We start from the raw sequence: 20,643 nt of genomic DNA, 5'->3' as shown, positions 1-20,643 counted from the left end.
AGCCTGTTTTCGCGGCAGAAATTGTAGCGCTGCTAACACACTGTTAATTTCCAGCAAATATATAAATATTCTCTATACATGTGCTATCTTTTTTTTTCACAATTACCATTACAGCATTTAAGACCACAAAAAAGCGTCACCAGCAGACGAATAAGTCAACTTAAATAAAATTTAAATATTATTTAATTATTTTTAATTAAATCAATAGAATAATAAGCCACGATAAATAACTATTGGTTTAATTTTTTATTACTTACCGAAATATTTTGAAATAGAAATTTGCGGTTAAAAAAGCCGTAATTTATCTAACTCATTCTTACTGCTGGACTTATTCCGAAACTACCTTTTTTGGCAGTTTTTTGGAAATATTTAAAATAAGCCGGAATTTTACTCAGGTTTTAAGATTATCGCCAGAGTGGGAAAAGGATAAAAAAAAGCCCGGTAAATATACCTTACCGGGCAGTACGTTACGGCAATGTCTATGCCAGCGGTTTCTCGCTGTTCTCGTCCTGATCAACCGCAAAGCAGGCCACCAGCTGACCGCCGTAGTCCTTCAGTTGCGGCTGCAACTGGGTGCAGGGACCAAAACGGCGACGGCAGCGGGCGTTAAATGCACAGCCCGGCGGTGGATTCAGCGGGCTTGGCAACTCGCCGGTCAGTTTAATACGCTCGCGGCGCTCATCCGGGTTCAGACGCGGTGTTGCCGACAGCAGTGCCTGCGTGTACGGATGGCGCGGATTGGAGAAGATCTGATCTTTGGTGCCCTTCTCCACGCAGCGGCCGAGGTACATCACCATCACTTCATCGGCAATGTGCTCAACGACCGACAGATCGTGAGAAATAAACACGTAAGACAGCCCCAGATCCTGCTGCAAATCCATCATCAGGTTCAATACCTGCGCACGCACGGAAACGTCCAGCGCGGAGACCGGTTCATCGGCAATCACCACATCCGGGTCGAGCATCAGGCCACGGGCGATAGCAATACGCTGGCGCTGCCCGCCCGAGAACATATGTGGATAACGATCGTAATGCTCGGTTTTCAGGCCGACTTTTGCCATCATCGCCAGCGCTTTTTCCCGGCGCGCCTCTTTGCTCAGAGCCGTGTTAATCAGCAGCGGCTCTTCGAGGATTTGCCCCACTTTTTTACGTGGGTTCAGCGAACCGTACGGGTTCTGGAAGACAATCTGGATTTTCTGGCGGCGCAGCTTTTGCGCGTGCGGATCGTGCTTAAGCAGATCCTGCCCCTGATAATAGAGCTCCCCGCCGGTCGGGGTTTCAATCATCGTCAGCAGACGACCAAGCGTGGATTTACCACAGCCGGACTCGCCCACCACCGCAAGGGTTTTACCGCGCTCCAGCGTAAATGAGACGCCATCCAGCGCTTTGACCAGGCGCTCCGGGGCAAACAGCCCTTTCTTCACCGGGTAGTGTTTCTTCAGGTCGATAGCCTGCAACAGCGGTTGTTGCGAGGTGGCCTCGTGCGAACTCATAGTGTCGGCCTCCCGGCGTCATCGAGTGGGTAGTGACATTTAGACTGACGACCGCCGTCGACGGTGTTCAGCTCAGGCTCTTGCTCACGGCATTTGTCCGTTGCATACGGGCAGCGCGGGTTGAGCAGGCAGCCGGTCGGGCGGTCATATTTGCCCGGCACCACACCCGGCAACGACGCCAGACGGGCTTTGTCCTGCGCGAACTCCGGCAGCGCACGCAGCAGCGCCTGCGTATAGGGGTGGCGCGGCGCACGGAAGATATCGCGCGCTTCGCCGGTTTCCACCACCTGGCCTGCGTACATCACAATGATTTTGTGCGCCGCTTCCGCCACCAGCGCCAGATCGTGAGTAATCAGGATCAGCGCCATATTCTCTTTTTGCTGAAGCTCCAGCAAAAGTTCGATGATCTGCGCCTGAATCGTCACATCCAGTGCGGTGGTCGGTTCATCGGCAATCAGCAGTTTTGGCTGGCAGGCAATCGCCATCGCGATCATCACGCGCTGGCTCATCCCACCGGAAAGCTGGTGCGGGTAAACGTCCAGACGCGAGGCCGGATCGGGAATACCCACCTGCGTCAGCAGGTCAATCGCGCGCTGACGTCGGGTTTTTTTATTCCCGCCCTGATGCACTTTGATGGCTTCCATAATCTGGAAGCCGACCGTGTAGCACGGGTTCAGGCTGGTCATCGGATCCTGAAAAATCATCGCCACTTCGGAGCCCACCAGGCTGCGGCGCTCTTTTTCCGAAATGCGTTTCAGGTCCTGGCCGTTAAACTCCAACTTGTCGGCCATAACGCGACCGGGGAAGTCAATCAGCCCCATGATTGCCAACGAGCTGACGGATTTACCGGAGCCGGACTCGCCGACGATGCCGACCACTTCGCCCTGGCTTACGCTATAGCTCACGCGGTCTACGGCACGAAATTCGGAACCCACGTCGCCGAAGTGCACCGATAATTTATCTACATTTAATAACGCCATCTCGAACCTCTTACTGCTTCAGTTTGGGATCGAGCGCATCGCGCAGGCCGTCACCCATCAGGTTAAATGCCAGCACCGTCAGCAAGATCGCGACGCCCGGGAAGGTCACGACCCACCAGGCACTTTGTGCGAACTGCAACACGTCGGAGAGCATGGTGCCCCACTCCGGTGTTGGCGGCTGCGCACCCATGCCAAGGAAGCCAAGGGCGGCCATATCGAGAATGGCGTTAGAGAAACCGAGCGACGCCTGAACAATCAGCGGCGCAAGGCAGTTCGGGAAAATGTTAACGAACATCTGGCGCATCGCACCCGCACCGGCGACGCGGGAAGCGGTTACATAATCGCGATTCACCTCCACCAGCACGGCGGCGCGGGTGAGTCGGACATAGTGCGGCAACGCCACAAAGGTGAGCGCCAGCGAGGCATTGACTATCGACGGACCAAAAATGGCCACCAGAACCAGTGCCAGCAGCAAGCTCGGCAGGGCCAGCATAATGTCGACAACACGCATGATGATGTTGTCGATCAGACCGCCGAAGTAGCCTGCGACCAGGCCAAGCACGATACCGGCAATCAGCGACAGCACCACCACCAGACAACCGACCAGCAGCGACAGACGCGCGCCAAACATCAGACGCGACAGCGTATCGCGGCCCACATCGTCCGTCCCCAGGATGTGCGTCCAGGTGCCGCCATCCTGCCAGACCGGCGGCGCGAGCAGCGCATCACGGAATTGATCTGCCGGGTTGTGCGGTGCCAGGAAATTGGCGAACACGGCGATAATCAGCATGATAAGCACGTAAGCCAGCCCCACAACGGCGCCTTTGTTACGTTTGAAATAGTGCCAGAACTCCTGCAACGGGGTCATCGGCACCGGTGCAGCTACAACTTTATTTTCAGTGACTTGTGACATGATGGCCCCTTACTTCTTATGCCGGATACGCGGGTTCACCACGCCGTAGAGCAGGTCGACCAGCAGGTTGACGAGAATGATCATCGTCGCGACCAGTAATACCCCGCCCTGCACAACCGGATAGTCGCGGCGTTGCAGCGCATCAATCAGCCAGCGGCCAAGGCCCGGCCAGGAAAAGATGGTTTCGGTCAGAATAGCGCCCGCCAGCAACGTGCCGACTTGCAGACCGATAACCGTCACCACCGGCAACATCGCGTTACGCAGGGCATGAACGATGATCACCCGCATACGGGTCAGCCCTTTTGCACGGGCGGTACGAATGTAATCTTCACCCAGCACTTCCAGCATCGAGGAGCGCGTCATTCGCACAATCACCGCCAGTGGGATCGTACCGAGCACAATTGCCGGCAGGATCATATGCGCGAGCGCGTCGATAAAGTTCCCCTGCTCGCCCCAGATAGCGGTATCTATCAGCATAAATCCGGTCAGTGGGTTACTGTCGTCGAGGAATACCATATCGCTGACACGCCCGGAGACCGGCGTCAGGTTGAGTTGTACCGATACCAGCATGATAAGCATCATGCCCCACCAGAAGATAGGCATCGAATAACCGGTCAGCGCGAGGCTCACTGCGGTGTGATCGAAAATGGAACCGCGCTTCACGGCAGCCATAACGCCGACCGGAATGCCCACGGCAACGGCAAAAATCATGGCGCAGATACCGAGTTCAAGCGTCGCTTTAAAACGCGGCACGAACTCGTCCCACACCGGAAGACGGCTCTTAAGAGAGATACCTAAATCACCGTGCAATACGCCCCATACATAATGGACGTACTGTTCCCAGAGCGGCTTGTCGAGCCCAAGCTCGGCCAGCAACTGGGCGTGACGCTCAGGAGAGATACCACGCTCACCCGCCATGATCATCACCGGATCGCCGGGGATCATATGGACAAAGGCAAAGGTGAGAAGGGTGATACCGATAAACGTGGGGATAACCAGCCCCAAACGTCGGAGAATGAACTGCAACATAACCCGGATTCTCAGTAGTGACGCAGCGCCTGGCGACGGTGCATCTGTATTGCTCACAAATGTAAATTTCCTGCACGCAGGGAATACGCTTTACCCCTCTCCCCAGCGGGAAGAGGGGATAAAGCTTCGTGCTTTTTATTCGACAGACACGTTTTCGAAGTGGTGTTTGCCTAATGGGTCAACCACGTAGCCTTTGACTTCTTTACGCACGGGCTCGTAAACGGTGGAGTGCGCCACGATCAGTGCCGGAGCCTGGTCATGCATCACTACCTGAGCCTGTTTGTAGAGTTCAACACGCTTGTTGTGGTCGTCGGTGGCGCGCGCCGGTTGAATCAGATCTTCAAACGGTTTGTAGCACCAGCGGGAGTAGTTGGAGCCATCTTTTGCCGCAGCACAGCTAAACAGGGTAGCGAAGAAGTTATCCGGATCCCCGTTGTCGCCGGTCCAGCCCATCATCACCGCCTGGTGTTCGCCTGCTTTCGCACGCTTCAGGTATTCACCCCACTCGTAAGTGACGATCTTGGCCTGCACACCGACTTTCGCCCAGTCAGCCTGAATCATCTCCGCCATACGGCGAGCGTTCGGGTTGTACGGACGCTGTACCGGCATTGCCCACAGCTCAACGGTAAAGCCTTTATCCTGACCGGCTTCTTTCAGCAGTTGTTTCGCCTTCTCAGGATCGTAGGTGTAATCTTTAACGTCGTCGTTATAGCCCCACATGGTCGGCGGGATCAGGTTTTTCGCCGCTACGCCCGCGCCCTGGTACACCGCTTTGATGATCGCTTCTTTGTTCACCGCGTAAGTCAGCGCCTGACGCACTTTCACGTCATCAAACGGTTTCTTCTCGGTGTTGAAGGACATGTAGCCGACGTTCAGACCCGCCTGCTCCAGCAGGTTGATATTTTTGTCTTCCTTCATGCGCGCGATGTCAGCCGGGTTCGGGTACGGCATAACCTGGCATTCGTTTTTCTGCAGTTTGGCATAACGTACAGAGGCGTCAGGCGTGATGGAGAAGACCAGACGATCGATTTTCGGCTTGGTACCCCAGAAGCCTTCAAACGCTTTGTACAGAATGCGGGAGTCTTTCTGGTACTGCAGCAGCTGGAACGGACCGGTACCGATCGGATCAAGGTCAACTTTCTCCGGGGTGCCCGCTTTCAGCATGTTGTCTGCGTACTCTTTGGACAGGATGGAAGCAAAGTCCATTGCCAGGTCAGCCAGGAACGGCGACTCCGGACGGGTCAGCACGAACTGCACCGTGTGGTCGTCAACTTTCTTCACTTCGCTAATCAGGTCCGGCAGACCCATGCCTTCGAAGTATTCGTAGCTGCCGCCAGAGACTTTGTGGTACGGGTTTTGCGCGTTTTTCTGACGATCAAAAGAGAACACGACGTCGTCAGCGTTGAATTCACGCGTCGGTTTGAAATCTTTGTTGTTCTGCCACTTCACACCTTTACGCAGGTGGAAAGTGTAGGTTTTGCCATCGGCGCTGACTTCCCACTTTTCAGACAGACCCGGAATGACTTCAGTGGTGCCGGTTTTAAATTCTACCAGACGGTTATAGATCGGCACTGAGCTGGCATCGTAAGTGGTACCAGAGGTGAAAAGCTGTGGGTTGAAGCCTTCAGGCGAACCTTCAGAACAATAAACCAGGGTTTTTGCTTGCACGCTGGCCGCGACGGTCATTGCCACCAGGCTAAGACCGAGCTTCAGCATCCCTGACTTCTTCAAGGAAATACTCATTGATTCTGCTCCAATGTGATATGTGTTGTTACCCATGCATTGGGTATGTCCGACAGGCCTTTATTAGTTTTTTACCCGGTCTGGTCGGTAGTGCCCGAGGGCGTTATGAGAGATGGGGATTCCTTTCACAAGGTTGACTGAGTTGCAGTACAGATTCTCCTTGAAATGCCCCTCATGCCCTACAATCTGTCAACAGAATGTCAAAACGTCAATACAGGTAACCGGGATTTACAACGGCGGTGAGAATCCGCAGACAAAGTTAAAAAAAACTTCAAGCCTCTATTTTCAGCAGAGAAAATTGTGCTACCGCCATGGTGGCAGAATAATCACCTTACTATCAGAATGTATCCAGTGATTAACATTCATCCAGATTATGAAAAAATTCTTACGGAATGCTGAATATATGAGCGATTAATACCGCGAACGTTAAAACGCACAGCGTAATATGCTGACTCTATCTATAAGCAACGCGAAAAAAGATTCATCTATATATAAAAAAATACAATGGAATATCTCACAAAACAGCGAGCTGGCAGTGAGAAGTGAGGATAAGGGCGATTTCAGACGCCATTGCCCGGTTTCGTTTGTATCGGGTCGGTCAGGTTCCCCTGGTTGCGGGATTGTGCAGAGCAGGCAGGTAAGACAGAGGCAGAAAGCAAAAAACCCAACCTTGAGGTTGGGTTTTTCTGAATTTGGTCGGTACCAGAGGATGACTCGCCACTGCGTGGCTCGCCCTGCGGGCCGTTGCTGAAGCAACGTTCTCTCGCTACGCTCGGGTCGAACCTCCACCCCCGGAGGTTCTCATCCTCTTTTCAGATGCAGAAAGCAAAAAACCCAACCTTGCGGTTGGGTTTTTCTGAATTTGGTCGGTGATAGAGGATTCGAACCTCCGACCCCTTCGTCCCGAACGAAGTGCGCTACCAGGCTGCGCCAATCACCGAATGCGGGGCGCATCTTACTGCCCCCAACATGCTCCGTCAATCCCTTAATGTAAAAAAGCGTACTGACTGGTGATAAAGCCAGCAGAGCGCTTACTTCGCGGGTTGCGCCGGCAGATGACACCAGTTGTTGTTCTCGTTTATCCCGCCGTTTGGCGAGGTATAACCGAGACACCCCATAATGGTGTCGTACAGTTCAACGTGGCGGCGCGCAGTCTTGTACTCCGCCTGTTGCTTCAGTTGAGCAAACATCTTCGCCTTGTCCGGATCCTGTAAGTACTTATCCGACATCCACACCATCATCGGCACGCGGAATTGCTCTGGCGGCGCCATTTTACGCGGCGTACCGTGCAGGTGCTCTTTATCGTTAATAGACTCGCCGTGATCCGCTGCATAGAAGATAATCGCTTTCCGGTCACGCAGTTTATCGATCACCGTATCGATAAAGGAATCTACATAGGTCACTGAGTTATCATACGAGTTAATCAACTCTTCCTTGCTGCATTTGCCAGAGGCCTGACACTCCGGCGTCCACTGCGCGAAACTGCGCGGATAACGCTGGGTGTAGTTAAAGTGCGACCCTTTGGTATGCAGGATAATCATGTGCTTACCGTTGTTCTTATTGTCCAGCGAGCGTTGCATCTCATCGATGAGCAGCATGTCATCCACGCTTTTGCCGCGGTTGCGCGGCTCCGCGCCAATCTGTTCACGGTAGGCGATGTTATCCGCCATCGTGTTGCTGTAGAACCACATCTCGCTTTGCATCGCGTACAAATCGGTGGTGAAACCCAGTTGCTTGAGCACCGCGAAAACATTCTGCTCTTTCAGCGTACGCTGCGGGTTATCATCCGCACCGCCTTCACGCACAAACATGCAGCGCAGAGAGAGTTTTGTCGCCGTATCGCAAGACTCGCCGCGAAACGTGACAAGGTTTTTCTCCTGCGCCAGCTTCGGCGTGGTATTACGGGAATAGCCCAGCATTCCCATATGATCCCAACGCGTGGTCTCACCGATGATAAACACCACCCAGGTGTCGTCGATGTCCTTCGGCGCGACGTAGGTAAATTTTGTCGCCGGGTTCATCAGCGATTTATTGTCTGACGATTCATCCACCTGCGCCCAGGCATACAGCCCCAGCGCGGAGAGCCAGTTAGAGGGTAAATAAGAGTTCGCCACAACGCCGCCATAGCTTGGCATATCGACGCCGGAGATCTTCTCGTCATCTTTTTGCTGCATGTCGAGCAGGCGAATCGGTCCCCAGACCATCAACCCCGCCAGCACCACCAACGTGACGCTGCGAACGCGCTGCCCAGGTGTGTGCAGTTGGCGCAGTAAGGTATAACGGCAGCGGTTGCTCCAGATAAACAACAACGGCAACGCACTGACCATCACCACCCAGACGACAAGCTGCCAGCCCACCACTTCCTTCGATAAATCGATATCGGTGGTCATCACTGAGGCAATAATGCCATAGCCAATGACCACATTGAGGAAGGTCATATAGAAGCTGGCGCTGGCGGAGAACAGCACCACCAGCGAGGCCAGTACACGCCAGGCGCGACGGCCAAACAACGACAAGACACGCAGTAAGAAAAACGTGACCAGTACCGTGCCAACGAGTTCAACAACCGCAGAGAGTCCTTTCAAAACGGTGAAAGCTTGCGCATATCCGTCAAACCGACGGTAAAAAACTGCGCTATTCATAAACAGACCGATATACAACGCCAGAAAGAAGCTCAGCTTCTGCTGGGTCATCGTCTTGATATAACTCATGCAGGCAACCCTGAAAAAAGGGAAAGTAAACGCCAGGCAATCGCCGACCAGTAACGAATGCAGGCTAAGAAGTCGCGGCGGAAGTTAACATTGGAAACTTCTAAAGCGCGGTAAGTAGACCATAGCAGGGCGGAAAAGTGTCAGGCATGAGTGCTCGCCGACCACATATTTACAAAAATATCAGGCCGGCGTCAGAAAAATGTCACTGAAAGAGGTTATCAGGAAGTGATGACGTTAAGTTTAACGTCGATATTACCGCGGGTTGCGTTTGAGTAGGGGCAAACAATGTGCGCTTTTTGCACCAGCGCTTCGGCTTCCTGATGATCCATGCCCGGAAGATGAATGTCGAGTTGCGCTTCGATACCAAAGCCGGTCGGCAACGGGCCAATGCCCACTTGCCCCTCAATGTAGGCGTCCTGCGGTACTTTCTTTTTCTCTACCGAGGCAACGTGTTTGAGTGCGCCAAGAAAACAGGCGGAGTAGCCCGCCGCAAAGAGTTGCTCCGGATTGGTAACGTCCCCGCCTGCTCCGCCCATCTCTTTCGGCACGCCCAGTTTTACATCCAGCACACCATCAGAAGAGATTGCGCGGCCATCGCGGCCCCCGGTTGCTTTAGCTTTCGCACGATAAACCACTTTTTCTAAAGACATGTAAGACTCCTTCTGTTGGAAGAACCTGACAAGTAAGGATAGTCGCTCTGGCGGGAATTTGCGGTAAGGACAAAAAAACCGCCGTTGCAGCGGCGGTTTTCAGACAGCGCAGGTTATTCAGGCATGGGCCTCTTTATAGAGACGGCGTTGCGGTTGGCGAATGGTGGTCGACAGCGCCAGCGACACAATCAGCAGGGCAAAGATAACGCAGAACGTGACATAGAAGCCGCCAAACAGCGAGGCGATAATCGAACCGCAAATACTGCCAATACCAAAGCCCAGATAAATCACCCCGTAATTTTTCGCCAGATTGTTCAGGCCGAAGAACTCGCTCACCAGCGACGGGAATACGGTAATGGTGCCGCCGAAGTTAAATGCAACACAGGCGATAGCGGCGAAGAACGTGGTGGCATTCAGCGGCGCGAACAGCAGTGCTGCCATTCCCACCAGCGAAATCACCTGGCCGAGAGTAATCACGCGGATACGGGCCATTTTGTCGGACAGGATCCCCAACACCAGGCGGCCGCTCAGGTTGGCAATCGCAATCACCGTCACCGCATTAGCGGCTGTCGCCACATCCAGGCGCACCATGCCCTGTGCAATATCTTTCGCCACGCCAATGACATACAGGCCGCTCATGCAGGCAGTCAGGAACATCACCGCCAGCATCCAGTACTGCGGTTTACGCATTGACTGCGCCAGTGTGAAGTCATGTTCCACAACACCGTTGACGGAGGCGGTTTTCTGCAACGGTGCATCGGTCATCATGGTGGCACCGAACACAATCATCACCAGCACCATGGCGCCCCAGATCATAAAGGTATTTTCCAGACCGACGGTGGCAAGCAGGTGGCTGTCGATAAATTTGAATCCCAGGCTACCAAGGCCATAAGAACCAATGGAAAAGGCAGAAATCAGCCCTTTGCGTTCCGGGAACCATTTAACACAGTTGGAGAGCGTTAACAGATAACCCGCACCATCCGCCAACCCTACCAGCACACCCGCGCTCAGCCAGAGCATCAGCAAGCTGTGAGAGTGCGCCGTCAGAAAGAACCCCACACCAAGCAGGATCCCGGACGCCATCGTGACGCGTTTTACACCAAAACGTTCCTGTAATTTTCCAGCCACGGACGACGAGAGCGCCAGACCCAGGCTCAGCAAACCAAAGGAGAACGCCACCTGGCTTACCGGCTGATCCAGCTTTTCCGCCAGCGAGCTATTGAACAGACTCCAGGTATAAACGGACCCTAACGCAAATTGCGTAATAATGGTGCCGACCAGCGTCAGCCAGCGCGTGCGATTAACAGTTGAAGTATTCATGGCAGTCGTCCTGCAGAAAGAAGAAAGGAATTCACTGCCGACAACCATAACGAAGCGCATTTCATGCCTGGGTGAAAAAGGCATGAAATGCAGTAAGGAGGGAATGAAATGCATCTGTACGGGAATGAACGGCACGATGAAAATTCACCGTCGACATTCGCTTATGTGAGTTAGTGCATACTATCGACAGAAAGCGCGCCGTTATTGTTTCTTAAGTGTAAAATATTTGTTTTAAATACACTTAAAAACGCGCGTTTACGCCCATGCTATAAAGGTAATTCTGCCCGAGCGTCTCATTTTCGGACTGCGACATCGACGCATAGGCAGCCAGGTGCCTGCTCAGCAGCATATCTGCGCCGAGGGAGACATCCAGCCAGTTGCCGTACTGATTGGTGGGAGTGAGACGGGAAACGCCGGACTGACTCTTCCAGACGTTTTCGCCAACTTGCTGGTTATAGCTGATTTGCGCCCAGGGGCGCAGGTCGCCAAAGTGGCTATCCAGGCGCCATCCCAGCGAGCTGACGCTGGCATGCCACAGTGGATCGCTGAACTGCATGGTGGTCGCGCTATCGCCGAATTCGTTATACATTGAGGTCGTTGAGCCATCGTAATGCCACACCGCCACCGGCCCCGTTGTGACATCACGCGCCAGCGGAAAATTTAACCCCACGCTCATGGTATTGGTGGCGTCCAGCGGTGTGTCATCCGGCAGGTTAAAGGCAATACCCGGCGAATTCTGCGCGGAGCGGATACGCTCCTCCAGAATATCGTTGTAGCGCGGCTGGCGTTCGCTATCCCAGATATAGCGTTCAGGCGCTGTACTCTGATGCCCGGTAACAGAATATTCTTGCTGCCAGGCGATTGCCGCCGGGCAAAAAAAGAGGCAGACCGGCACTAGCGCAAACAAGCGGCCACTGTTGGTTATTCTCATCAATATGCGACTCCAGAAAAGAGCCGAATCCGGCGTAATAGTTATCGTTTTTGGCGGGTCTATAACCCTTACTTAACTATTGCCTTTTTAACACACTCGTCAAGACAGGCTGACGATTATTTGAATATATCGCGAACGGAGTAACACTATGCAACGTTGTGGTTGGGTCACTCAGGATCCGCTCTATCTTGCTTACCACGATCGGGAGTGGGGAGTTGCGGAAAAGGACGGCAAAAAATTATTTGAAATGATCTGTCTGGAAGGGCAACAGGCCGGGTTGTCGTGGATCACCGTATTGAAAAAACGCGAAAATTACCGCAACGCTTTCCATCAGTTCGACCCTGAACGCGTGGCCGCAATGACGATTGAAGACGTGGAAACGCTGCTGCAAAATGCCGGGATTATTCGCCATCGCGGCAAGATTGAAGCGATCATTGGCAACGCCCGCGCCTACCTGTCGATGGCGCAAAATGGTGAATCATTTTCAGATTTTGTCTGGGGGTTTGTCGATCACACACCGCAAATCACAAACGCCGCTGCATTGAGTGAGATCCCCACGTCAACACCCGCGTCAGATGCATTATCAAAGGCGCTAAAAAAACGCGGCTTCAAATTCGTCGGCACCACCATCTGTTACTCGTTTATGCAAGCCTGCGGCCTGGTTAACGATCATATTACCGGCTGTATCTGCCACCCCGGGGGACAGCATGATCCGCGCGTGGCGTAATAAAGACCTGTCGCCGCTGCTGAACTTATGGCTGGAAAGCACCATCTATGCGCATCCGTTTATTGAGGTGCGCTACTGGCACGAGAGCGAAGCGCTGGTGCGCGACGCTTACCTTCCATCGGCAAAAACCTGGGTATGGGAAAAGAACGGGACCCTGGAAGGGTTTATCAGCGTTATGGATGCGCAGTTTATTGGCGCGCTGTTCGTACGCCCAACCGCAATAGGCCAGGGGATTGGTAAAGCGCTGATGGATCATGCCAAACAGCGCTTTCCCTGGCTAAGCCTTGAGGTGTATCAGAAAAACGAACGGGCGGTGAACTTCTACCATGCGCAGGGTTTTCGTATTGAAGACAGCGCATGGCAGGAGGAAACTCGCCACCCGACGTGGATCATGAACTGGCAGGCGGATCAAACGCCGTCAGCGTAAGCTGCGGGCCCTGGTATTTCTCCACCCACGCCAGCGCAGTATTGCCTGCACAACCGTTGCCCAGACGCGAGCTGGGCAAATCTTTGGTCAGCACATTCACCGCGCCGTTTTTACAGATACCGCCCGCCGCCGGGTCGAGATCCGGCCATGCGCCTTCATGGATGCAGAGAACGCCAGGCTTAATGCCCTCCGTCACCACAGCGCCCGCCAGCACCTGGCCGCGCCCGTTCCACACGCGCACGACATCGCCTGCCGCAATGCCCCGAGCCTGCGCATCCTGCGGATGCAAGGTCACCGGTTCGCGGCCTGCGACGGCATACTCCTCACGCAAACGGGTAAAGTTGAGCTGACTGTGCAGGCGATGCGCCGGATGCGCAGATAGCACCTGCAACTGCTGCGGTTTGGCGTTACCGTGCCATTCGTCCGGCTCCAGCCACATCGGATGCGGTGGGCAATCCGCATAACCAAAGCTTTGGATGCGTTGCGAGAAGATTTCGATTTTACCACTCGGCGTTTTCAGCGGATTGGCCTGCGGGTCGCGGCGGAAATCGCCAAAGCGAACAAAACGCGCGTTCTGCTCACTCTCCGGCATCTCAATCAACTGATTGGCCTGCCAGAACGCGTCAAACGGCGGCAGCGTCACTTGCTGGCTGGCTCCGCGCTGTGCAGCAATGTTATAAAACGTCTCCAGCCATTGCAGGTCGCTTTTCCCTTCCGTAAAACGCTCGCGGCCACCGGCTTCCCAACGCTCGCTCAACTCAGCAAATACCGCCCAATCATCCCGCGCTTCATACTGCGGCGCGACAACCTGTTTCATCGGTACCAGATGCTGGTTGCTGTAATCGCCGGTCATGGTCAGATCGTTGCGTTCAAAAGAGGTGGTGGCGGGCAGCACGATGTCAGCGTGCTTCGCCGCCGCCGTCCAGAAGCATTCGGAAATAACCACCAACTCTGGCTTCTGCCAGGCGCGGATGAGCCGGTTGGTATCCTGATGATGGGTAAAGTTCGCGCCGCCCGCCCACCAGACAAAGCGGATATCCGGAAAGTGGCGATCCATTCCGTTGTGCTGGTACGGCGCACCGGGGTTTTCCAGCGCCTCAATAATGCGGGCAACGGGGATTTTATCCACCGCGTCGACACCGTCTTTCACCGTACCCTGCATGGATGCCAGCACTGCCGCACGCCGCGTCGGGTTGCCGCCATTGGCGAAATGGTAAGAGAGGCCAAAACCGCCGCCAGGGGTGCCAATCTGCCCGAGCATGGCGGCCAGGGTGACCAGCATCCAGTGTTTCTGCTCGCCGAACTGCTGGCGTTGCATCCCCCAGCCCGACATCAACATGGTGGTATTTTCGTGGAAAATGGCGGCCAGTTCGCGGATTTTTACCGCCTCGATGCCGCAAATATCCGCCGCCCATTCAGCGGTTTTTGCCACACCATCGCGCTCACCGGTCAGGTAAGTGGCGAACGTGTCGTAACCTACGGTGCAACGGGAGAGAAAGTCGTCATCCTGCCAGCCATTCTCCACCAGCGTATGGGCGATACCGAGCATTAAAGCCACGTCCGTGCCCATGTGTGGGGCAATCCACTCGCAACTGTCGCCGAAGAAATCGACGGTTTCTGAGCGCATCGGATCGATACAGATGACCCGCTTACCGCTTTTGCGCAGCGCGTCAAAGTAAGGGATGCCCTGCTCATCGGTGGCGTTCCAGGCAATCTTCAGCGTATTGAGCGGGTTAGCGCTCCACAGCACCACCACATCGCTGTGTTCGAGGATCAACGGCCAGCTGGTCTGCTGCTGGTACACTTCGTTGCTACCGACGACGTGCGGCATAATCGCCTGCGCGGCCCCGGTGGAATAATCCCCCAGATGCCCGGTGTAGCCGCCCGCCAGACTCATATACCGCTGCAACAGCGTCGCCGCTTTGTGCAGCACGCCGTTCGAGCGCCAGCCGTAGGAACCGGCAAAAATGGACGACGGCCCGTAAGTATCGCGAATGCGTTTATGCTGGCGGTGAATCAGTTCCAGCGCATCATCCCAGCTCACCCGCACAAACTCATCCTGCCCGCGAACACCCTGCGGGTTTGAGGGCGAGGCCAGAAAACCTTTACGCACCATCGGATAGCGCACGCGCGTTTCGCTATGCACCTGATCCTGGACCACAGTTTGCAGTGAGTTGGGGTGACGGGTTGGCAGTGCGCCACGGGATGCGAGAACCTTTTCGCCGTCGGTGTCGACCAGCATAGGCCCCCAGTGGGCCGCTGTGAGAACAGTTTTGATAGCAGGGTTTGCCAAAGCGCGCTCCTGAATAGCTTGCAGGTGACGGCGGTTGTTCGCCGCTTTGAATGTATCGTTCTTTGCGTTCTATCATCCACGGCGGCGGCGAGATAGCAAAGAATTAAACGTCATGACGCCCTCACTGCAGGTGATAAGCAGCGTGCAGAGATTATCTTAGTGCTTGATTGCCCGCCATTTCGCGCTAAGGTGTGGGCACATATTCACGTTCATGGCGAGGGAAGTAATCATGGCGAAAACGACGCGCGCCACCATCAGCGATGTCGCGAAAGCAGCGAAAACGGGTAAAACCAGCATTTCCCGCTATCTGAACGGTGAAAAACACCTGCTGTCCGCCGATCTGCTGGCGCGAATTGAACAGGCAATCGCCGAGCTGGATTACCGCCCAAGCCTGATGGCGCGCGGACTGAAGCGCGGGCGCACGCGCCTTATCGGTCTGATCATCGCCGATATCACCAATCCCTATTCCGTGCATGTGTTAAGCGGCATCGAAGCAGCGTGCCGCGAAAAGGGGTTCACCCCGCTGGTGTGTAACACCAACAACGAGGTGGATCAGGAACTGCACTATCTCGATCTTCTGCGCAGTTACCAGGTAGAAGGCATTGTGGTCAACGCCGTAGGGATGCGTGAAGAGGGGCTGAATCGCCTGCAACAATCGTCGCTGCCGATGGTGTTAATCGATCGCAAAATCCCTGACTTTGCCTGCGATGTCGTCGGGCTGGATAACACGCAAGCCGCCACCACCGCGACCGAGCATCTGATTGAACAAGGTTTTGAAGCGTTGCTGTTTCTGAGCGAACCGCTGGGCACCGTGAACACGCGCCGCGAGCGGCTGAGTGCCTTTCGCACCACCCTCGCCCGCTACCCGGGCATGGTGGCGGAAAACGCCGAAACGCCGCTACATGAGGCCGCGCAAATGGACAATACCCTGCGCCAGTTCCATGCCAGCCACCGGGGAATGCGTAAAGCGATCATCTCCGCCAATGGCGCGCTTACCCTGCAGGTCGCCCGCTCGTTGAAGCGCATCGGTCTGAATTGGGGCAGCGATATCGGTCTGCTCGGCTTTGACGAACTGGAGTGGGCCGAGCTGGCGGGCGTGGGTATCACCACCCTCAAACAGCCGACCTGGCAAATCGGTTATGCTGCTGTAGAGCAGGTAGTACGGCGTATTGAGGGCCACAGCAACACGGTGCGCGAACAGGTTTTCTCCGGCGAACTGATCGTTCGCGGCTCCACCTCCCGCTAACAACCTTCGTGATGACGATCATAATTTCGCCATTGTGACCTTTTCTTTGGAACCGGTTCCATCTAGCGTTAAAGGCAGATAACGCAATGTCGATGCTGGAGCCGGACTATGCCAAGAAAAATTATCGTCGTCACCACTGCGTACGGCCATGACTACCTTCACGCACAGGGTGGGCAGATTGCCGTCCTGCCAATTATCGCCAATGCCGGCGCCGACGGCGTGGAAATCCGCCGTGAACTGCTGAGCGACGAGGAGCTGGCGCATCTGCCTTCGCTGGCGTTCGCCGTCGAAGTCAACCATCTGCAGGCCTGTTATTCCGCCCCCGAACCGCTGTGCCTGGCGGATGGGTCGCTCAATCCCTGTTTACCCGCGCTGCTGGAAGAAACACGCACGCTGAACGCGCTGTGGCTGAAAGTCTCGCTCGGTTATTTTCAGGGCAGCGCCGTGCTGGCAACGTTGGGCGACTGGCTGGCGAGCAGCGGGGTTGCGCTGGTGGTGGAAAACGATCAAACAGCATGCGGCACGCTGGCAGCAATGCAACGCTTTCAGTCTGCATGCCAAGCGCAGGCTTTACCGGTCACGCTGACCTTTGATACCGGCAACTGGTTGTGGGCAGGCGATGCGCCGGAGCAGGCCGCCCGCCAGCTTGCGCCCGCCGTCAGCTATATCCATGTCAAAGCCGCCGTGGCCGATGGCGAACGTTTCCGTGCCGTGCCGCCGGACCAGGCCGACCCACGCTGGTTAGCCCTGCTTAATGCTTTACCCGCTGATGCGCCGCGCGGTATTGAATTCCCGCTTACCGGGGATTCCCCCCTCGACGTCACCCGTTATTACGTCAACTTATTACGTGAGGAGCCACGCCATGCATAACCCGTTGGATGTGATCACAATCGGTGAAGCGATGGCGATGTTTGTCGCCACCGAAACCGGCAATCTTGCTGATGCGACGCAGTTTATTAAACGCGCGGCCGGCGCGGAGCTGAATGTCGCGACCGGGCTGGCGCGGCTCGGGTTAAAGGTGAGCTGGGTCAGCCGCGTTGGCGATGACAGCTTTGGCCATTTTATTCTCAACATGCTGCGTAAAGAGGGGATCGATAGCACCGGCGTGACCCTCGACGGACGCTATGCAACGGGTTTTCAGTTGAAATCGAAAGCTGAAAATGGAACCGATCCCATTGTAGAGTATTTCCGTAAAGGCTCCGCCGCCAGTCATCTGTCGCCAGAGGATTTTCATGCCGCGGCCTTTAGCCAGGCTCGTCACCTGCATCTGAGCGGGGTCGCGGCGGCGTTGTCGGCCACCTCGTATGCATTGCTGGACCATGCCGCGCAGAGCATGAAAGCGCAGGGTAAGAGCATCTCGTTTGATCCTAATCTGCGCCCGGTGCTGTGGCGCAGCGAAGCGGAAATGGTGGCGAAGCTGAACCACCTCGCTTTTCAGGCCGACTGGGTGCTGCCAGGGCTGAAAGAGGGCATCGTTCTCACCGGGCAGCGCACCCCTGAAGGTATCGCTGATTTCTACCTGCAACACGGCGTGAAGGCGGTGGTGATCAAGACCGGGGCGGATGGTGCGTGGTTTAAAACCGCCAGCGGCGAACAGGGAGCCGTCGCGCCGGTAAAAGTGGAAAACGTGGTGGACACCGTCGGTGCCGGCGATGGCTTCGCCGTGGGCGTGATCAGCGCTCTGCTGGAAGGGAAATCCCTGCCTGATGCCGTACGTCGGGGTAATGCCATCGGCGCGCTGGCAATACAGGTACCGGGAGACAGCGAGGGATTGCCAACGCGTGAACAGCTCGGGGCGTTATAACGTTAGCGCCCGTTTTATCGCAACTGACTACCGCTCTGTACCCTACATACAGGCGGCAAGCAACCTCAACCCCAGAGGCAATATTATGAATAATGCGACTAATGCATCCAAACGCTGGCTGTACATCATGCCGATTGTGTTTATCACCTACAGTCTGGCCTATCTCGATCGGGCGAATTTCAGCTTCGCCTCCGCCGCCGGGATCAATGACGATTTGGGTATCACCAAAGGCGTCTCTTCACTGCTCGGCGCCCTCTTTTTCCTCGGCTATTTCTTTTTCCAGATCCCCGGCGCGGTTTACGCAGAGCGCCGCAGCGTACGCAAACTGATTTTTATCTGCCTGATTTTATGGGGTGGCTGCGCCTCGCTCACCGGGATGGTAAGCAACATTCCGATGCTGGCTGCCATCCGCTTTATTCTCGGCGTGGTGGAAGCGGCGGTAATGCCAGCGATGCTGATTTATATCAGCAACTGGTTTACCAAATCGGAGCGCTCGCGCGCCAATACGTTCCTGATCCTCGGTAACCCGGTGACGGTGCTGTGGATGTCGGTGGTTTCCGGCTATCTGATCCAGTCTTTTGGCTGGCGCGAAATGTTTATTGTTGAAGGCATTCCGGCGGTGATCTGGGCCTTTTGCTGGTGGGTGCTGGTGAAAGATAAACCTGCGCAGGCCACCTGGCTTTCCGGGGATGAAAAAGCCGCGCTTCAGGCGCAGCTTGATAAAGAACAGCAAGGCATCAAAGCCGTTCGCAACTACGGTGAAGCGTTCCGTTCCCGCAATGTGGTGCTGCTGTGCCTGCAATATTTTGCCTGGAGTATCGGCGTATACGGTTTTGTGCTGTGGCTGCCGTCGATTATTCGCAGCGGCGGTGAAAACCTGGGTATGGTCGAAGTGGGCTGGCTCTCTGCGGTGCCTTATCTGGCGGCGACGCTGGCGATGATCCTTGCCTCATGGGCATCGGACAAGCTGCAAAACCGTAAGCTGTTCGTCTGGCCATTACTGCTGATTGCCGCCTTTGCCTTTATTGGCTCCTGGGCGGTAGGGGCGAACCATTTCTGGATCTCCTACACCCTGTTGGTTATCGCCGGGGCGGCGATGTATGCCCCTTACGGGCCCTTCTTCGCCATTATTCCGGAGATGCTGCCGCGCAATGTCGCCGGCGGAGCGATGGCGCTCATCAACAGCATGGGTGCGCTGGGCTCCTTCTGCGGCTCGTGGTTCGTGGGTTATCTGAACGGCGCCACTGGCAGCCCGGCCGCTTCGTACATTTTCATGGGGGTAGCGCTTTTCGCCTCTGTGTGGCTTACTTTAATTGTTAAGCCTGCTAACAATACCGTGATTCAGGCAGGCGCATCACCACAAGGGAGAACCGCATGAAGCCGTCCGTCATCCTGTATAAAGCCTTGCCCGATGTTCTGCAACAACGCCTGGAAACGCACTTTGCCGTCACTCGCGTACCGAACCTGAAGCCAGAAACCGTCGCGCAGTTCGCCGACGCGTTCGCCAGTGCGCAAGGCCTGCTGGGTTCCAGTGAAAAAGTGAACCAGGCGCTGCTGGAGAAGATGCCGCAACTGCGGGCAACATCGACCATTTCCGTGGGCTATGACAACGTTGATGTGGATGCGCTGAACGCACGTAACATTGTGCTCATGCACACGCCCACCGTGCTGACGGAAACCGTTGCCGACACCATCATGGCGCTGGTGCTGAGCAGCGCCCGCCGGGTGGTGGAAGTGGCTGAACGCGTAAAAATGGGCGAATGGACTTCCGGCATCGGTCCTGACTGGTTTGGCGTGGATGTGCACCACAAAACCCTGGGGATTATCGGGATGGGCCGTATTGGCCTGGCGCTGGCGCAGCGCGCGCATTTCGGCTTCGGCATGCCGATTCTCTATAATGCCCGCCGCCATCATACGGAAGCGGAAGAACGCTTTCAGGCGCGCTATTGCGACCTGGAAACAGTACTGAAAGAGTCCGACTTTGTCTGCGTGGTACTGCCGCTCACAGAAGAGACGCATCACCTGATTGGCGAGAAGCAGTTCGCGATGATGAAAAAATCCGCCATTTTCATTAACGCAGGCCGTGGGCCGGTCGTTGATGAAGCTGCACTGGTGGACGCGCTGCGCAACGGCGAGATCCTGGCCGCCGGTCTGGACGTTTTCGAAAAAGAGCCGTTGCCGAAAGACTCACCGTTACTGTCGCTGCCGAATGTGGTGGCGCTGCCGCACATTGGTTCGGCAACCCACGAGACACGCTACAATATGGCGGCCTGCGCGGTGGATAACCTGATTGACGCGCTGAATGGCAAGGTGGAAAAAAACTGTGTAAACCCGCAGGCGGCACGTTAACGCCCTGCCGGATGCACAATAAAAAAG

General features: G+C 55.4%; 17 protein-coding genes, 1 tRNA gene and 1 other RNA gene. 7 read left to right on the top strand and 12 right to left on the bottom strand.

Features of this window, described 5'->3' with window-relative positions; genetic code table 11:
• Positions 1 to 479 precede the first annotated feature (479 nt).
• The 11 genes from dppF to N7922_RS01000 all read right to left on the bottom strand — a co-directional run bounded on the left by dppF (position 480) and on the right by N7922_RS01000 (position 11,770).
• Positions 480 to 1,493, bottom strand: coding sequence for a dipeptide ABC transporter ATP-binding subunit DppF (gene dppF / locus N7922_RS01050; protein ID WP_263098862.1), 1,014 nt, complete (start codon positions 1,491 to 1,493; stop codon positions 480 to 482).
• Positions 1,490 to 2,473: a dipeptide ABC transporter ATP-binding protein gene (gene dppD / locus N7922_RS01045; RefSeq protein WP_263098861.1), complete on the bottom strand. Its 984-nt coding sequence runs from the start codon at positions 2,471 to 2,473 to the stop codon at positions 1,490 to 1,492. Before dppD ends, dppF begins: the two co-directional genes overlap by 4 nt.
• A 10-nt stretch (positions 2,474 to 2,483) precedes the next feature.
• Positions 2,484 to 3,386: a dipeptide ABC transporter permease DppC gene (dppC, locus tag N7922_RS01040; RefSeq protein WP_263098860.1), complete on the bottom strand. Its 903-nt coding sequence runs from the start codon at positions 3,384 to 3,386 to the stop codon at positions 2,484 to 2,486.
• 9 nt (positions 3,387 to 3,395) lie between these two features.
• A complete protein-coding gene (gene dppB, locus N7922_RS01035) occupies positions 3,396 to 4,415 on the bottom strand; it encodes a dipeptide ABC transporter permease DppB (protein WP_263098859.1) in 1,020 nt (339 codons plus the stop codon).
• A 135-nt stretch (positions 4,416 to 4,550) separates the two neighbouring features.
• Positions 4,551 to 6,158: a dipeptide ABC transporter periplasmic-binding protein DppA gene (dppA, locus tag N7922_RS01030; RefSeq protein ID WP_263098858.1), complete on the bottom strand. Its 1,608-nt coding sequence runs from the start codon at positions 6,156 to 6,158 to the stop codon at positions 4,551 to 4,553.
• Between the two features lie 693 nt (positions 6,159 to 6,851).
• Positions 6,852 to 6,983: non-coding RNA, RtT sRNA (locus N7922_RS01025), on the bottom strand.
• A gap of 38 nt (positions 6,984 to 7,021) precedes the next feature.
• Positions 7,022 to 7,098 (bottom strand) — tRNA-Pro (locus tag N7922_RS01020).
• Between the two features lie 91 nt (positions 7,099 to 7,189).
• Positions 7,190 to 8,869: a kdo(2)-lipid A phosphoethanolamine 7''-transferase gene (gene eptB, locus N7922_RS01015; RefSeq protein ID WP_263098857.1), complete on the bottom strand. Its 1,680-nt coding sequence runs from the start codon at positions 8,867 to 8,869 to the stop codon at positions 7,190 to 7,192.
• A gap of 218 nt (positions 8,870 to 9,087) precedes the next feature.
• A complete protein-coding gene (locus tag N7922_RS01010) occupies positions 9,088 to 9,519 on the bottom strand; it encodes an organic hydroperoxide resistance protein (RefSeq protein ID WP_263098856.1) in 432 nt (143 codons plus the stop codon).
• Between the two features lie 117 nt (positions 9,520 to 9,636).
• Entirely contained in the window at positions 9,637 to 10,839 is a 1,203-nt protein-coding gene (locus tag N7922_RS01005) for an MFS transporter (RefSeq protein ID WP_263098855.1), read from the bottom strand.
• A 241-nt stretch (positions 10,840 to 11,080) separates the two neighbouring features.
• Positions 11,081 to 11,770: an autotransporter domain-containing protein gene (locus tag N7922_RS01000; RefSeq protein WP_263098854.1), complete on the bottom strand. Its 690-nt coding sequence runs from the start codon at positions 11,768 to 11,770 to the stop codon at positions 11,081 to 11,083.
• Positions 11,771 to 11,918: 148 nt separating this feature from the next.
• On the opposite strand from N7922_RS01000, the gene tag reads away from it, so the two are divergent.
• Together tag and N7922_RS00990 are read left to right on the top strand one after the other, a co-directional pair.
• Positions 11,919 to 12,497: a DNA-3-methyladenine glycosylase I gene (gene tag / locus N7922_RS00995; protein ID WP_263098852.1), complete on the top strand. Its 579-nt coding sequence runs from the start codon at positions 11,919 to 11,921 to the stop codon at positions 12,495 to 12,497.
• Positions 12,478 to 12,924 (top strand): N-acetyltransferase, encoded by a 447-nt coding sequence (locus N7922_RS00990; RefSeq protein WP_263098851.1) that lies wholly within the window; start codon positions 12,478 to 12,480, stop codon positions 12,922 to 12,924. Before tag ends, N7922_RS00990 begins: the two co-directional genes overlap by 20 nt.
• On the opposite strand, the gene N7922_RS00985 is transcribed toward N7922_RS00990, so the two are convergent.
• Complete coding sequence (locus N7922_RS00985; protein WP_263098850.1) at positions 12,887 to 15,166, bottom strand: molybdopterin guanine dinucleotide-containing S/N-oxide reductase; 2,280 nt, start codon at positions 15,164 to 15,166, stop codon at positions 12,887 to 12,889. The two genes, N7922_RS00990 and N7922_RS00985, sit on opposite strands and share 38 nt — an antisense overlap.
• A gap of 280 nt (positions 15,167 to 15,446) precedes the next feature.
• Here N7922_RS00985 and N7922_RS00980 point away from each other — a divergent pair, with 280 nt between their 5' ends.
• From N7922_RS00980 to ghrB, 5 genes are all read left to right on the top strand, one after another.
• On the top strand, positions 15,447 to 16,463 hold the full coding sequence (locus N7922_RS00980; RefSeq protein WP_263098849.1) for a LacI family DNA-binding transcriptional regulator: 1,017 nt from the start codon (positions 15,447 to 15,449) through the stop codon (positions 16,461 to 16,463).
• A gap of 108 nt (positions 16,464 to 16,571) precedes the next feature.
• Positions 16,572 to 17,333 carry a sugar phosphate isomerase/epimerase family protein gene (locus tag N7922_RS00975; RefSeq protein ID WP_263098848.1) on the top strand — a complete coding sequence of 254 codons (762 nt, stop codon included), beginning with the start codon at positions 16,572 to 16,574 and terminating at the stop codon, positions 17,331 to 17,333.
• Positions 17,326 to 18,267, top strand: coding sequence for a sugar kinase (locus N7922_RS00970; protein ID WP_263098847.1), 942 nt, complete (start codon positions 17,326 to 17,328; stop codon positions 18,265 to 18,267). Before N7922_RS00975 ends, N7922_RS00970 begins: the two co-directional genes overlap by 8 nt.
• A gap of 85 nt (positions 18,268 to 18,352) precedes the next feature.
• The gene (locus N7922_RS00965; protein WP_263098846.1) at positions 18,353 to 19,645 is read left to right on the top strand and encodes an MFS transporter; all 1,293 of its coding nucleotides are present in this window, start codon (positions 18,353 to 18,355) and stop codon (positions 19,643 to 19,645) included.
• Positions 19,642 to 20,616, top strand: coding sequence for a glyoxylate/hydroxypyruvate reductase GhrB (gene ghrB / locus N7922_RS00960; RefSeq protein WP_263098845.1), 975 nt, complete (start codon positions 19,642 to 19,644; stop codon positions 20,614 to 20,616). Before N7922_RS00965 ends, ghrB begins: the two co-directional genes overlap by 4 nt.
• Positions 20,617 to 20,643: the final 27 nt, after the last annotated feature.

This window comes from Kosakonia sp. ML.JS2a (assembly GCF_025642095.1).
GTDB lineage: Bacteria > Pseudomonadota > Gammaproteobacteria > Enterobacterales > Enterobacteriaceae.
Note: the sequence above shows the minus strand (reverse complement) of the source record. Positions and strands in the feature narration are given on the sequence as shown.